This window comes from Chryseobacterium daecheongense (assembly GCA_027920525.1).
Classification (GTDB): Bacteria; Bacteroidota; Bacteroidia; order Flavobacteriales; family Weeksellaceae; genus Chryseobacterium; species Chryseobacterium proteolyticum.
Genome location: CP115858.1, coordinates 2,629,720 through 2,645,096, shown reverse-complemented (window position 1 = coordinate 2,645,096; position 15,377 = coordinate 2,629,720). Strand labels below are relative to the sequence as shown.

Sequence of the window (15,377 nt, the reverse complement as noted above, 5' to 3'; positions counted from 1 at the left end):
ATTTAAAGAAAAGAAAGACTACGATAAAATGAAGTTTAGACTATTACCCATCATCATGTTTGTTGCTTCTGCACATTTTTATGGACAGGTGACTCCACAGGATAGCACAAAAGTGAATAACCCTGTGCATGCAGAAAACCAAACAGGAACCTACGTTCTTAAAGACATTGTTGTAGATGGGGTTAAGAAATATACACCTGCGCAAATCTTAAGATTTACAGGATTATCTAAAGGAGAAAGTGTGGATATCCCCGGACAAAAAGTTAGCAATGCTATCAAAAAGCTTTGGGATACCCAATCATTTTCAGAAGTAGAGGTTTATGTTCAAAGTATTGAAGGAGAAACAGTAGTTTTGAAATTTTACTTGCAGGACTTAAAAGAACTTGGAGAAGTTAAATTTTCCGGTAAAGGAATTGGAAAGTCAAAAAGCGAGAAACTAGCTAAGGATAATAACCTTAAGCCGGGAACTAAAATTACACAGAATTTAGTTTCAAGCCTAAAAACAAATGTTCCTAAAGACTATATTAAGAAAGGTTTTGCAGATGCAAAGATTTCCATTCAGGATAAAGTAAATGCAAATGACCCTGCTTTAGTGGACTGGACCATCAATGTAGATAAAGGCAAAAGAGTAAAGATTGATCATATTGAGTTCGAAGGGAACGAAAATGTGAGCGATTCTAAACTTAGAAACAAAGCATTTAAAGAAACCAAACAAAAAAGATTTGGGATCGGTGGTATCTTGAAATCCTCAAAATTTATCGAAGATAAATATCAGGAAGATAAACAAAGCCTGATCAGCTATTATAACTCATTAGGTTATAGAGATGCTGCTATCGTATCCGATTCTGTTTGGAGAAATAAAAGAAATAATTACGAAATCAACGTAAAATTAAAAGAAGGTAAAAAATACTATATCGGAGATATCACTTTTACCGGAAATACAGTATATGCCACAGAATACTTGCAAAGACTTCTCGGTTATAAAAAAGGAGATATTTATGATGCAGTAGGTTTCAACAAAAAAGTTGGAGAAGATGGAGGTAAGGAGGATGATTCCGATATCAAATCGGTATACATGAATAATGGTTACCTTTTCTCTAATGTAACCCCTGTTGAAAAATCAGTATCTGGTGATTCTATTAATCTGGAAATCAGAGTAAACGAAGGAGAACAGGCAACTTGGAACAGAGTTACTTGGCAAGGAAATACAACAACTCATGACCACGTAATTCTGAGGGCATTAAGAACAAAACCAGGGGAGCTATTTAAGAAAACCGAAATCAAAAGAACTTATTTTGATTTAGCAGGTATGTCTTTCTTTGATCCGCAACAGATCGGTCAGGATATCCAGCCAAATCAGCAGGACAATACAGTAGACATCAACTGGAAACTTGTTGAAAAAGGATCCTCACAAGTACAGCTACAAGCGGGATATGGAGGAAATAGCTTTATCGGAACATTAGGTTTAACCTTTAATAACTTCTCTTTAAAGAACTTCCTGAAGTTTAAGGATTTCAGACCTGTACCTCAGGGAGATGGACAGACCCTATCTATTCAGGCTCAGGCCGGACAATATTTTCAGAATTATGGGGTGTCGTTTACTGAACCATGGTTATTCGGAACAAAGCCAACGGCACTTTCTGTAAGTATTAATAACTCAATTGTTAGATATAGTACGTCAGTTACAACGACAAGTACTGACGCATCAAGATTGAACATTTTTTCGGCATCTGTTGGGTTAAACAGGCTATTGAAATGGCCGGATGATTATTTCTCATTGTATACTGGGATTCAGTACCAGAAATATGATTTCAAAAACTACCCATTTGACTTTGGAGGAACTACAGAGAATTACGGGACTGCCAATAACTTAAGTTTAAACTTAGGACTAAGCAGAAACTCTGCAGGTATCGACCCGATATTCCCTACAATGGGTTCCAATATCGAACTTTCTGCTAAGTTAACTCCACCATATTCATTGTTTAGTAATAAAGACTATTCTACAATGTCGCCTACGGATAAATATAAGTGGATGGAATTTTATAAAATTAAATTCAAAGCTGATGTTTATAACGAAATTGCAGGTAAGTTAGTCCTAAGGTCTTCTGCCGAAATGGGCTTCATGGATGGTTATAACAAGCAGTTGGGAGCACCACCTTTCGAGAGATTCTATATGGGAGGAACCGGGCTTTTCGGAGGAAGATATGACGGTAGGGAATTAATTCCTTTAAGAGGTTATGAAAATGCTTCTACTTACGGAGGAGATGGTACTCAGGGAGATATCACTCCACAAGGAGGAGGTACCATTTATAATAGATTTACATTGGAGCTAAGATATCCGATATCATTAAATCAGACAGCAAAAATTTATGCATTAACCTTTGCTGAAGGAGGTAACGTTTGGAACTCATGGGGAAGCTACAATCCTTTCCAGTTAAAAAGATCAGTGGGTGTAGGGGTAAGAGTATATATGGGAGCATTTGGATTGATCGGATTTGATTTTGCTTATGGATTTGATAAACCAATAAACTCATCAGAGCCTTCAGGATGGAAGACACACTTCTTAATGAACCAATCATTATAATGATCACATGAAAAAAATTAAAATCATTTTCACATTTGTATTATTTTTGCTCTTCAGTTTTAGCAATGCGCAGAAAATTGGAGTAGTTGATACAGAATATATTTTGAACAAGCTTCCACAATATAAAGAGGCAGAAGCAAGATTAAATTCGCAGATTGATACTTGGGAATCGGAACTTCAGAGTTTGAATGCTGAGTATGAAAAGAAAAGATCTGCATTTGAAAATGAGAGAGTGTTATTAGTTGGAGACCAGCTCAAACTGAGAGAAAAGGAAGTAATGGATCTCGACAAAAACATTAAAACAACAACAAGTTTACGCTTTGGAACAAACGGGGAGATTACAAAATTGAGATCTAATCTCGTTGAACCTTTTCAGGATCAAATTTGGAACGCTGTAAAAACCATGTCCGAGAAAAATGGCTTGGGCATAGTTCTTGATAAAAGCAATAACATTAATGTTATTTTTCTTCAAAAAAGATATGACTATACAGACAAAGTACTAGACATTCTTTTAAAAGGAACAGAAAAGAAAGAAAAAACTAATACAAGAGGTAAAAAGTAATCGATGGAATTAACTTTTACTGAAATTAAAAATCTAAAACAAATTAAATTATTTATTTACCAATTATGAAAAAATTAAGTGTATTATTTGCAGCGGTAATGATGGTTGTATCTGTAGGTATGGCAAAAGCTCAAAAAATTGCTACTTTAGATGTTATAGGTGTTCTTAACGCAATGCCTGAAAAGAAAAAGGCTGATGCTGACTTAAAGACTTTCTTAGATACTAAGCAAGCTGAGATCAAAAAGAAAGCAGATGCTGGACAAGCTAAATTAAAGCAATATTCTGAGGAAGCTCCTAAGAAAACTGCCGATGAAAACAAAGCAAGAGAAGCTGAATTAGCTAAAATGCAAGAAGAAATTCAACAAATGAACGATAAAGCTCAGAAAGATTTTGTGGCTAAACAAGATGCTGCTTACGAGCCTATTGAGAAGAAACTAAACGAGGCTGTATCTAAAGTAGCTAAAGCTGCAGGATATGATTTCATTATGGATGCAAACTCTTCTGCATTTGTATACAAAGGAGGTCCGGATGCGACTCCAGCTGTAAAAAAAGAATTAGGTGTTCAATAATCTAACAAATTAACAAACATTTATAAAACTTACCACCTCTTTTAGGGGTGGTTTTTTTATTTTTGCCAAATGGAAAAAGAAGTATCAACAACGGTAAAAGTCAGATTCAGTGATTGCGATCCTATCGGGCATCTCAATAATGTAAAGTATTTGGATTATATGTTTAATGCGAGAGAAGATCACGTTGAAACATTTTATGGCTTTACTTATGAAGAGTACACCAAAAAAACTGGCTGTACCTGGATTGCTATACAGAATGAAATAGCATACCTGAAAGAAGTAAGATACAATACCCAGGTTGTAATCAGCAGCAAAACAATCGACATACAAGACAGAACTGCAAAAGTTGAAATTCTTATGAAGAGTCTTGATGAAAGTACAATTCATGCTGTTTTATGGGTTACCGTAATTTATTTTAATGTTAAAACAAGAAAATCAGATATACATCCTGAAGATATCAAAGAAATTTTCCATAAGTTCTACGTAGATTTAGAAGAAAAAGATTTTCAATCGAGAGTTAAGTTTTTAAGATCCCAAAACGCAAAAAATCCATAATGAAGAAAATAGTTGTTATAGGCAGTAATGGTCAGTTAGGCAATTGTATAAGGAAAATAGCCCCTGATTTTGAAAGTGATTATGAATTTATTTTTACGGACTCTCAGACCCTTGATATTACAGATGAAGATCAGGTAGACACCTTCTTTTACGATAATAAGCCGGACTTCTGTATCAATGCATCAGCGTATACAGCGGTAGATCTGGCTGAAAAAGAGAAAGAAAAAGCATTTGCGGTAAATGCTGATGGGGTAGCACATCTTGCCCAGGCATGTTCTGAACATAAAACAGTTTTAATACATGTTTCTACGGATTATGTTTTTGATGGAGAAACAAATTTATGCTATTCAGAAGATGACTTTACAAATCCGATTGGGGTATATGGAGCATCTAAATTAAGAGGAGAAGAACTTGCATTGGAAATTAACCCTCAAACAATTATCCTAAGAACCTCCTGGCTGTATTCTGAATTCAATAAGAATTTTGTAAAAACCATGCTGAACTTGTTTTCGCAAAAGGATGAGTTGGGAATTGTAGCAGACCAATTCGGACAACCGACTAACGCAAATGATCTTGCAGAGGCCATTATGGATATTATTAAAACCTCACGTAAGAACTTTGGTGTTTTCCATTTTTCAAATTATCCTGAAACCACCTGGTATGAGTTTGCAAAAAAAATTGCTGAATTATCAGAATCATCAGTTAAATTAAATGCACTGACTACTGAACAATATCCTACTCCGGCCAAAAGACCAAAGAGAAGTACAATGTGCTTAGACAAAATTGAAGAAGTTTATAAAATTGAACCCAAACATTGGGAGAATAGTCTTGAAGAATGTGTTAGCATTCTTTCACAACAATAAATATCTATGAAGAACCTTGCAATTGTAATTTTTGTTTTTGCCATTCATTTTTTTAATGCACAAAATGTGTATTTAACAAAAGTTGAGAAAACAAATGATAACTCAGATAAATTTTTATTTAAAATTAAAGAGGAAATAAAAGATGCGCAATATCTGGGAGAAGTTGAAGTGCGTGGTTTTTCGAAAGACGATGCTGCTGTTTTTTCTATGATATTTAAAAAAGCAAAAGAAATCGGAGCAAATGCAATTTCTTTACAGCCTTTTAACAATGTAGATGGATCTCATCAGGCTTTTAATCCTTCAAATTATAAATTGAATTTATATTATTTGCCAAAAGAAAAGTTTGGTTCACAAACAGATCATATATTTTTGTTTGCATCCTCGGATAAAGATCAAAAAATTAGTGTTAATAAGAAAGACTATTTATTATCTCCAAGATCTTTTTTTGTAATAGACGTTGTTCCGGGTGAAGTGTATACCATATCTACGAGGAAATTATTAGGCTCTACGATTAAAGTTCAGCCTAAGGCAAATGAAACCAATCAGTATTTCCAGGTGTCAGCTCTCAAAGTAAAATCTGATAATACCGGAGTTGGTGGATTAAACCTTAAATCAGGTGATATTATTGGACTGGAAAAATCTTTTGCTGAATTTTTAAGTTTAATATATACCAAATTAGATTCTAAATAAGAAGAATCTTCTTGTTTGTATAAATAACGACCTCAAATTCATAGAGGTCGTTTTTCTTTTATATATACTATATGTAAACTTTATCTAGTATTTACCCGTCTCTTCATCTTTTATACTTTTCTTTTTGATAAAAACCCTTCTTTTCATAGCTTTTAATTTTTCCCTTTTCCCTTGTTATGGCAGTTTTCTCTTATGTTTTTGCTTTTATCACTCTAAACCCAGGAAAAAGCATTGAAATTTTTGGAGTTGCTTATCAGTGAGTTAAGATCAAATATGAACTAAATATGAATTTAAGTATAAAATGATTTGGATTGTTTGATGAATAAGGTGTACTTTTGCCCCACTGAAAACGAGAGATAGTAGGTAGCGCAGAAGAGGTAATTATAAACGAAAGATTTAAAAAAATAAATAATAATTTATTTTGAAAATTGAGAAAAGTTTGTATCTTTGCAGTCCCAATTAAGGGAGCGCGGAGTAAGATTGAGATAAGTGTTAGAGAGGGATTAAGGTTACAGAAAAAACTTTAAAATTTTCTTCAAAAACATTTGGTCAGTTCAAAAACATTAATTACTTTTGCACTCGCAAATCTAAAGCAAAAACGACAGAAAAAAAGCTTTAGAGAAAAGCGGAAGAAAAGAGATCATTGAAATACAATATAACAACCAAGTAAGGAAAAACTAAAGCGTCAAAACTTTGAGTGAGTCAGACAAACATACAATGGAGAGTTTGATCCTGGCTCAGGATGAACGCTAGCGGGAGGCCTAACACATGCAAGCCGAGCGGTATAGATCTTTCGGGATCTAGAGAGCGGCGCACGGGTGCGGAACACGTGTGCAACCTACCTTTATCAGGGGGATAGCCTTTCGAAAGGAAGATTAATACCCCATAATATATTTGATGGCATCATTAGATATTGAAAACTCCGGTGGATAGAGATGGGCACGCGCAAGATTAGATAGTTGGTGAGGTAACGGCTCACCAAGTCAATGATCTTTAGGGGGCCTGAGAGGGTGATCCCCCACACTGGTACTGAGACACGGACCAGACTCCTACGGGAGGCAGCAGTGAGGAATATTGGACAATGGGTGAGAGCCTGATCCAGCCATCCCGCGTGAAGGATGACGGCCCTATGGGTTGTAAACTTCTTTTGTATAGGGATAAACCTACCCTCGTGAGGGTAGCTGAAGGTACTATACGAATAAGCACCGGCTAACTCCGTGCCAGCAGCCGCGGTAATACGGAGGGTGCAAGCGTTATCCGGATTTATTGGGTTTAAAGGGTCCGTAGGCGGACTCGTAAGTCAGTGGTGAAATCTCATAGCTTAACTATGAAACTGCCATTGATACTGCGGGTCTTGAGTAAGGTAGAGGTAGCTGGAATAAGTAGTGTAGCGGTGAAATGCATAGATATTACTTAGAACACCAATTGCGAAGGCAGGTTACCATGTCTTAACTGACGCTGATGGACGAAAGCGTGGGGAGCGAACAGGATTAGATACCCTGGTAGTCCACGCCGTAAACGATGCTAACTCGTTTTTGGGTTTTCGGATTCAGAGACTAAGCGAAAGTGATAAGTTAGCCACCTGGGGAGTACGAACGCAAGTTTGAAACTCAAAGGAATTGACGGGGGCCCGCACAAGCGGTGGATTATGTGGTTTAATTCGATGATACGCGAGGAACCTTACCAAGGCTTAAATGGGAAATGACAGGCTTAGAAATAGGCTTTTCTTCGGACATTTTTCAAGGTGCTGCATGGTTGTCGTCAGCTCGTGCCGTGAGGTGTTAGGTTAAGTCCTGCAACGAGCGCAACCCCTGTCACTAGTTGCCATCATTCAGTTGGGGACTCTAGTGAGACTGCCTACGCAAGTAGAGAGGAAGGTGGGGATGACGTCAAATCATCACGGCCCTTACGCCTTGGGCCACACACGTAATACAATGGCCAGTACAGAGGGCTGCTACCAGGCGACTGGATGCTAATCTCGAAAGCTGGTCTCAGTTCGGATTGGAGTCTGCAACTCGACTCTATGAAGCTGGAATCGCTAGTAATCGCGCATCAGCCATGGCGCGGTGAATACGTTCCCGGGCCTTGTACACACCGCCCGTCAAGCCATGGAAGTCTGGGGTACCTGAAGTCGGTGACCGTAACAGGAGCTGCCTAGGGTAAAACAGGTAACTAGGGCTAAGTCGTAACAAGGTAGCCGTACCGGAAGGTGCGGCTGGAACATCTCATTTTAGAGCGTTGAAGAACGTTAAACAAAATAAAGGTACTTAAGTGTACCATGTACTTACTTAAAGAGAAGCTTTAGTTTTTTATTTGGTTGATATATAAAAAAATACAACACCCACTAGAAATTAGTAAAGGGAAGAGAGACAAGAGGAAAGATAGAAGAAGAAAGACCATGTAAGTCTGATATCTGGGATCTTGAATCTGCAAGTCTAACAAGACAGTCTCGTAGCTCAGCTGGTTAGAGCGCTACACTGATAATGTAGAGGTCGGCAGTTCGAGCCTGCCCGAGACTACTAATTATAAGACGGGAAGAGATCAGATATAAGACATGAGACATTAAGTCTGAGATCTAGGATCTGATATCTGAAGTCTACTAGAGGGGAATTAGCTCAGCTGGCTAGAGCGCCTGCCTTGCACGCAGGAGGTCAAGGGTTCGACTCCCTTATTCTCCACAGTTTGTATATGTAAAAAAGAAGCATGTAAACCTCATGACGAGAGCCGTCATTGATACATGAATACGTTTTACATTAATACAGAAGAAATAAAGATCATTGACATTAACGGTAAAGACATCACAAAGAGAAAACCGAGCACTTATAAGTGCTTGAGTAACCTAAAAATAGGAAAGAAATCGTTAAGGGCGTATGGCGGATGCCTAGGCTTTCAGAGGCGACGAAGGACGTGGTAAGCTGCGAAAAGCTGCGGGGATTGGCACACACGAATTGATCCGCAGATGTCCGAATGGGGCAACCCAATACATTGAAGATGTATTACCTCGTAAGAGGAGCAAACCCGGAGAACTGAAACATCTAAGTACCCGGAGGAAAAGAAATCGAAGAGATTCCGTAAGTAGTGGCGAGCGAAAGCGGATTAGCCCAAAAGTCTTTATATATTTAGAAGAACGTACTGGAAAGTGCGGCCATAGACGGTGATAGCCCGGTATTCGAAAGGTATATATAGATGATAAATGAGTAGGGCGGGACACGTGAAATCCTGTCTGAATATGGGGGGACCATCCTCCAAGGCTAAATACTCCTGAAAGACCGATAGTGAACAAGTACTGTGAAGGAAAGGTGAAAAGCACTTCGAATAGAAGGGTGAAATAGAACCTGAAACCGTACGCCTACAAGCGGTCGGAGCCCACAAGTTGGGTGACGGCGTGCCTTTTGCATAATGAGCCTACGAGTTAATTTTACTAGCGAGGTTAAGGACTTCAGGTCCGGAGCCGGAGCGAAAGCGAGTCTGAATAGGGCGGATAGTTAGTAGGATTAGACGCGAAACCTTGTGATCTACCCATGGGCAGGTTGAAGCTCTGGTAACACAGAGTGGAGGACCGAACCGGTTGACGTTGAAAAGTCTTCGGATGACCTGTGGGTAGGGGTGAAAGGCCAATCAAACTGGGAGATAGCTCGTACTCCCCGAAATGCATTTAGGTGCAGCGTTGATTATAAGTTTATTAGAGGTAGAGCTACTGATTGGATGCGGGGGTTTCACCGCCTACCAATTCCTGACAAACTCCGAATGCTAATAAATGTTGATCAGCAGTGAGGGCATGGGTGCTAAGGTCCATGTCCGAGAGGGAAAGAACCCAGACCAACAGCTAAGGTCCCCAAATATATGTTAAGTTGAAGCAACGCGGTTGGACTGCATTGACAGCTAGGATGTTGGCTTGGAAGCAGCCATTCATTTAAAGAGTGCGTAACAGCTCACTAGTCGAGCGGTCCGGCATGGATAATAATCGGGCATAAACATATTACCGAAGCTATGGATTTGTACATTGTACATCTGGTAGGGGAGCATTCTGTTTGCGCCGAAGCAGTATCGTGAGGTATTGTGGAGCGGACAGAAAAGAAAATGTAGGCATAAGTAACGATAAAGGGGGCGAGAAACCCCCTCACCGAAAGACTAAGGTTTCCTCAGCCATGCTAATCAGCTGAGGGTTAGTCGGGACCTAACGCGAACCCGAAAGGGGTAGTGGATGGACAATGGGTTAATATTCCCATACTTGCTCACACTAAAAAGGGGACGGAGTGCCGTACCTGCTGGAGACTGACGGAATAGTCAAGGCCTAGCCTTCGGGCGAAGCTGCTGCAGGGAAAGTGCTTCCAAGAAAAGCCGAAGTGAAGCAACCCGTACCAAAACCGACACAGGTAGTCGAGGAGAGAATCCTAAGGTGCTCGAGTGAGTCGTGGCTAAGGAACTAGGCAAAATAGTCTCGTAACTTCGGAAGAAGAGACGCCATCAGCAATGGTGGCCGCAGTGAAGAGGCCCAGGCGACTGTTTATCAAAAACACAGGACTCTGCTAAATCGAAAGATGCTGTATAGGGTCTGACACCTGCCCGGTGCTGGAAGGTTAAGGAAGGGCGTTAGCGTAAGCGAAGCGTTTGACTGAAGCCCCAGTAAACGGCGGCCGTAACTATAACGGTCCTAAGGTAGCGAAATTCCTTGTCGGGTAAGTTCCGACCTGCACGAATGGTGTAACGATCTGGGCACTGTCTCAGCCACGAGCTCGGTGAAATTGTAGTATCGGTGAAGATGCCGATTACCCGCAATGGGACGAAAAGACCCTGTGAACCTTTACTATAACTTCGTATTGACTTTGAGTAAGTAATGTGTAGGATAGGTGGGAGACTATGAAGCAGGCACGCTAGTGTTTGTGGAGTCAACGTTGAAATACCACCCTTTACTTACTTGGAGCCTAACTTCCTTTAGGAAGGACATTGCGTGGTGGGTAGTTTGACTGGGGTGGTCGCCTCCAAAAGAGTAACGGAGGCTTTCAAAGGTACCCTCAGCACGCTTGGTAACCGTGCGTAGAGTGTAATGGCATAAGGGTGCTTGACTGTGAGACCTACAAGTCGATCAGGTGCGAAAGCAGGACATAGTGATCCGGTGGTTCCGTATGGAAGGGCCATCGCTCATAGGATAAAAGGTACTCCGGGGATAACAGGCTAGTCTCCCCCAAGAGCTCACATCGACGGGGAGGTTCGGCACCTCGATGTCGGCTCGTCACATCCTGGGGCTGGAGAAGGTCCCAAGGGTTGGGCTGTTCGCCCATTAAAGTGGCACGCGAGCTGGGTTCAGAACGTCGTGAGACAGTTCGGTCTCTATCTATTGCGGGCGTTAGATGTTTGAGAGGGCTTGATTCTAGTACGAGAGGACCGAATTGAACAAACCTCTGGTGTATCAGTTGTACCGCCAGGTGCACCGCTGAGTAGCTATGTTTGGAAGAGATAAGCACTGAAAGCATATAAGTGCGAAACTCGCCTCAAGATGAGACATCTTTTAAGGGTCGTGGGAGATGACCACGTTGATAGGCTACAGGTGTAAAGTTGGTAACAGCATAGCCGAGTAGTACTAATTACCCGTAGATTTATAGCCTATAGGTTACACTAATTCAAGTCTTATAAGTGCAATACTGGTTTTGCCTTTGTGATGAAATTTACCGATAAAACAGATGTCAGATACAAGACATCAGATAACAGACTTTATAATAGGTCTGAAATCTGAAATCTAGCCTCTGATATCTTATATACCTTCTTTAGGGTGGTTTTAGCGGTGGGGCTCACCTGTTCCCATTCCGAACACAGAAGTTAAGCCCACCAGCGCCGATGGTACTGCGACAAGCGGGAGAGTAGGTCGCCGCCAGTTTTTATTAAAAGTCTCATACATGAATTTGTATGAGACTTTTTTGTTTTATAACTATATCTATACACATCTATACCTACCATACCATAGGAATAAAAGATAAATGATCATTGATGAATGATAAATGGCTATTAATAAGCGATAAGAAATAAATGATGGATGATAAATGATAAAAGATCATCCATCAATTATCAATCATCAACTATCAATCATTATTGATTAACAGACAACTATCAATTAATAGCACTCATTTATCATTCATAGTTAGTAGGACTTTGTATTTTATTCCTCTTCCAACAACAACAACAACAACAACAACAACTACTACTACTACTACTACTACTACTACTACTACTACTTTAGGCTCTTTATTCTTTTACAAGCTTTCATCAATAGAGGTGGTCTTTAGCCCTTCAGTAATAGCCTCCAAAATCCTAGTGGGTTTAGCCAACTTAAAAACGTTCCATTTTTAATTTTCAACTTTTAGGTTTTAATCGCCAATCATCAATAATATCTTAATCAATTATAAATTATTCCATATTGTTATTGCATGCACGGCTTAATGAATTATATGCCTGGAAGAATGACCTTATCCGGAATAAAGATATCCCAGTATATTGCAATTGATGAAAAGCTTTCCTTTAGGAACAGGATCTAAATCCTAGGAAATTTGAACTCCAGATTTTATCCTGCCATCCCAAGCAATACAAGATATAATATGATCTATACTTTAATACCGGGCATAATGATATGGATTACGAATATCAATATAATAGGAGGGATCATATAAAGATTTTATCTTCTACCTTTACCAGTAATAAGTATGCTGATTTATTATACAGCTATCTATTATGTGCGAAATAAGAGGAGGAAATTTAAATAAAGAATAAAGAATAAAGAATAAAGAATAAAGAATAAAGAATAAAGAATAAAGAATAAAGAATAAAGAGATACTTATTGATCTTATAAAATGCTACATCATATTTTTTGTTGTGTTCAAACCGAATTTATTGCAGTCTTTTTTTAGTCAGATATTTTTTTCTTTACTCTTCAGCACTTCATTTTCCATTTTTCTCCTTACTTTTCCCTTTCTACTTCTTGTTTTTCCTGTCTCAACCCTCCATTTTTCCATAGAAAACCCTTCATTTTATAGCTTTTATTTTTTCCCTTGTTATAGCAGTTTTCTCCTATGTTTTTGCTTTTATCATTCTAAACCCAGGAAAAAGCATTGAAATTTTTGAAGTTGCTTATCAGTGAGTTAAGATCAAATATGAACTAAATATGAATTTAAGTATAAAATGATTTGGATTATGTGATGAATAAGGTGTACTTTTGCCCCACTGAAAACGAGAGATAGTAGGTAGCGCAGAAGAGAGTAATTATAAACGAAGATTTAAAAAAATAAATAATAATTTATTTTGAAAATTGAGAAAAGTTTGTATCTTTGCAGTCCCAATTAAGGGAGCGCGGAGTAAAATTGAGATAAGTGTTAGAGAGGGATTAAGGTTACAGAAAAAACTTTAAAATTTTCTTCAAAAACATTTGGTCAGTTCAGAAACATTAATTACTTTTGCACTCGCAAATCTAAAGCAAAAACGACAGAAAAAAAGCTTTAGAGAAAAGCGGAAGAAAAGAGATCATTGAAATACAATATAACAACCAAGTAAGGAAAAACTAAAGCGTCAAAACTTTGAGTGAGTCAGACAAACATACAATGGAGAGTTTGATCCTGGCTCAGGATGAACGCTAGCGGGAGGCCTAACACATGCAAGCCGAGCGGTATAGATCTTTCGGGATCTAGAGAGCGGCGCACGGGTGCGGAACACGTGTGCAACCTACCTTTATCAGGGGGATAGCCTTTCGAAAGGAAGATTAATACCCCATAATATATTTGATGGCATCATTAGATATTGAAAACTCCGGTGGATAGAGATGGGCACGCGCAAGATTAGATAGTTGGTGAGGTAACGGCTCACCAAGTCAATGATCTTTAGGGGGCCTGAGAGGGTGATCCCCCACACTGGTACTGAGACACGGACCAGACTCCTACGGGAGGCAGCAGTGAGGAATATTGGACAATGGGTGAGAGCCTGATCCAGCCATCCCGCGTGAAGGATGACGGCCCTATGGGTTGTAAACTTCTTTTGTATAGGGATAAACCTACCCTCGTGAGGGTAGCTGAAGGTACTATACGAATAAGCACCGGCTAACTCCGTGCCAGCAGCCGCGGTAATACGGAGGGTGCAAGCGTTATCCGGATTTATTGGGTTTAAAGGGTCCGTAGGCGGACTCGTAAGTCAGTGGTGAAATCTCATAGCTTAACTATGAAACTGCCATTGATACTGCGGGTCTTGAGTAAGGTAGAGGTAGCTGGAATAAGTAGTGTAGCGGTGAAATGCATAGATATTACTTAGAACACCAATTGCGAAGGCAGGTTACCATGTCTTAACTGACGCTGATGGACGAAAGCGTGGGGAGCGAACAGGATTAGATACCCTGGTAGTCCACGCCGTAAACGATGCTAACTCGTTTTTGGGTTTTCGGATTCAGAGACTAAGCGAAAGTGATAAGTTAGCCACCTGGGGAGTACGAACGCAAGTTTGAAACTCAAAGGAATTGACGGGGGCCCGCACAAGCGGTGGATTATGTGGTTTAATTCGATGATACGCGAGGAACCTTACCAAGGCTTAAATGGGAAATGACAGGCTTAGAAATAGGCTTTTCTTCGGACATTTTTCAAGGTGCTGCATGGTTGTCGTCAGCTCGTGCCGTGAGGTGTTAGGTTAAGTCCTGCAACGAGCGCAACCCCTGTCACTAGTTGCCATCATTCAGTTGGGGACTCTAGTGAGACTGCCTACGCAAGTAGAGAGGAAGGTGGGGATGACGTCAAATCATCACGGCCCTTACGCCTTGGGCCACACACGTAATACAATGGCCAGTACAGAGGGCTGCTACCAGGCGACTGGATGCTAATCTCGAAAGCTGGTCTCAGTTCGGATTGGAGTCTGCAACTCGACTCTATGAAGCTGGAATCGCTAGTAATCGCGCATCAGCCATGGCGCGGTGAATACGTTCCCGGGCCTTGTACACACCGCCCGTCAAGCCATGGAAGTCTGGGGTACCTGAAGTCGGTGACCGTAACAGGAGCTGCCTAGGGTAAAACAGGTAACTAGGGCTAAGTCGTAACAAGGTAGCCGTACCGGAAGGTGCGGCTGGAACATCTCATTTTAGAGCGTTGAAGAACGTTAAACAAAATAAAGGTACTTAAGTGTACCATGTACTTACTTAAAGAGAAGCTTTAGTTTTTTATTTGGTTGATATATAAAAAAATACAACACCCACTAGAAATTAGTAAAGGGAAGAGAGACAAGAGGAAAGATAGAAGAAGAAAGACCATGTAAGTCTGATATCTGGGATCTTGAATCTGCAAGTCTAACAAGACAGTCTCGTAGCTCAGCTGGTTAGAGCGCTACACTGATAATGTAGAGGTCGGCAGTTCGAGCCTGCCCGAGACTACTAATTATAAGACGGGAAGAGATCAGATATAAGACATGAGACATTAAGTCTGAGATCTAGGATCTGATATCTGAAGTCTACTAGAGGGGAATTAGCTCAGCTGGCTAGAGCGCCTGCCTTGCACGCAGGAGGTCAAGGGTTCGACTCCCTTATTCTCCACAGTTTG

6 protein-coding genes, 4 tRNA genes and 4 rRNA genes are annotated in these 15,377 nt (G+C 40.0%); all 14 read left to right on the top strand.

The window, feature by feature from the left end:
* Nucleotides 1-28 precede the first annotated feature (28 nt).
* Complete coding sequence (gene bamA, locus PFY10_11650; protein WBV54891.1) at nt 29-2,584, top strand: outer membrane protein assembly factor BamA; 2,556 nt, start codon at nt 29-31, stop codon at nt 2,582-2,584.
* A gap of 7 nt (nt 2,585-2,591) precedes the next feature.
* A complete protein-coding gene (locus tag PFY10_11645) occupies nt 2,592-3,146 on the top strand; it encodes an OmpH family outer membrane protein (GenBank protein ID WBV54890.1) in 555 nt (184 codons plus the stop codon).
* A gap of 65 nt (nt 3,147-3,211) precedes the next feature.
* Nucleotides 3,212-3,715, top strand: coding sequence for an OmpH family outer membrane protein (locus PFY10_11640; protein ID WBV54889.1), 504 nt, complete (start codon nt 3,212-3,214; stop codon nt 3,713-3,715).
* Between the two features lie 69 nt (nt 3,716-3,784).
* On the top strand, nt 3,785-4,270 hold the full coding sequence (locus PFY10_11635; GenBank protein WBV54888.1) for an acyl-CoA thioesterase: 486 nt from the start codon (nt 3,785-3,787) through the stop codon (nt 4,268-4,270).
* Complete coding sequence (gene rfbD, locus PFY10_11630; GenBank protein WBV54887.1) at nt 4,270-5,133, top strand: dTDP-4-dehydrorhamnose reductase; 864 nt, start codon at nt 4,270-4,272, stop codon at nt 5,131-5,133. The genes PFY10_11635 and rfbD overlap by 1 nt, the downstream gene beginning before the upstream one ends.
* 6 nt (nt 5,134-5,139) lie before the next feature.
* On the top strand, nt 5,140-5,823 hold the full coding sequence (locus PFY10_11625) for a hypothetical protein (GenBank protein ID WBV54886.1): 684 nt from the start codon (nt 5,140-5,142) through the stop codon (nt 5,821-5,823).
* Between the two features lie 714 nt (nt 5,824-6,537).
* Nucleotides 6,538-8,054, top strand: a 16S ribosomal RNA gene (locus PFY10_11620).
* A gap of 214 nt (nt 8,055-8,268) precedes the next feature.
* Nucleotides 8,269-8,342, top strand: a tRNA-Ile gene (locus tag PFY10_11615).
* An 85-nt stretch (nt 8,343-8,427) separates the two neighbouring features.
* Nucleotides 8,428-8,501, top strand: a tRNA-Ala gene (locus PFY10_11610).
* 172 nt (nt 8,502-8,673) lie between these two features.
* Nucleotides 8,674-11,428: ribosomal RNA gene (locus tag PFY10_11605) — 23S ribosomal RNA — on the top strand.
* Between the two features lie 161 nt (nt 11,429-11,589).
* Nucleotides 11,590-11,698 (top strand): 5S ribosomal RNA (gene rrf / locus PFY10_11600).
* Nucleotides 11,699-13,406: 1,708 nt separating this feature from the next.
* Nucleotides 13,407-14,923: ribosomal RNA gene (locus PFY10_11595) — 16S ribosomal RNA — on the top strand.
* The 16S, 23S and 5S rRNA genes sit together here with 4 tRNA genes alongside, the layout of an rRNA operon.
* A 214-nt stretch (nt 14,924-15,137) precedes the next feature.
* Nucleotides 15,138-15,211: transfer RNA gene (locus PFY10_11590), tRNA-Ile, on the top strand.
* A gap of 85 nt (nt 15,212-15,296) precedes the next feature.
* Nucleotides 15,297-15,370, top strand: a tRNA-Ala gene (locus tag PFY10_11585).
* The last annotated feature ends 7 nt before the right edge of the window (nt 15,371-15,377 follow it).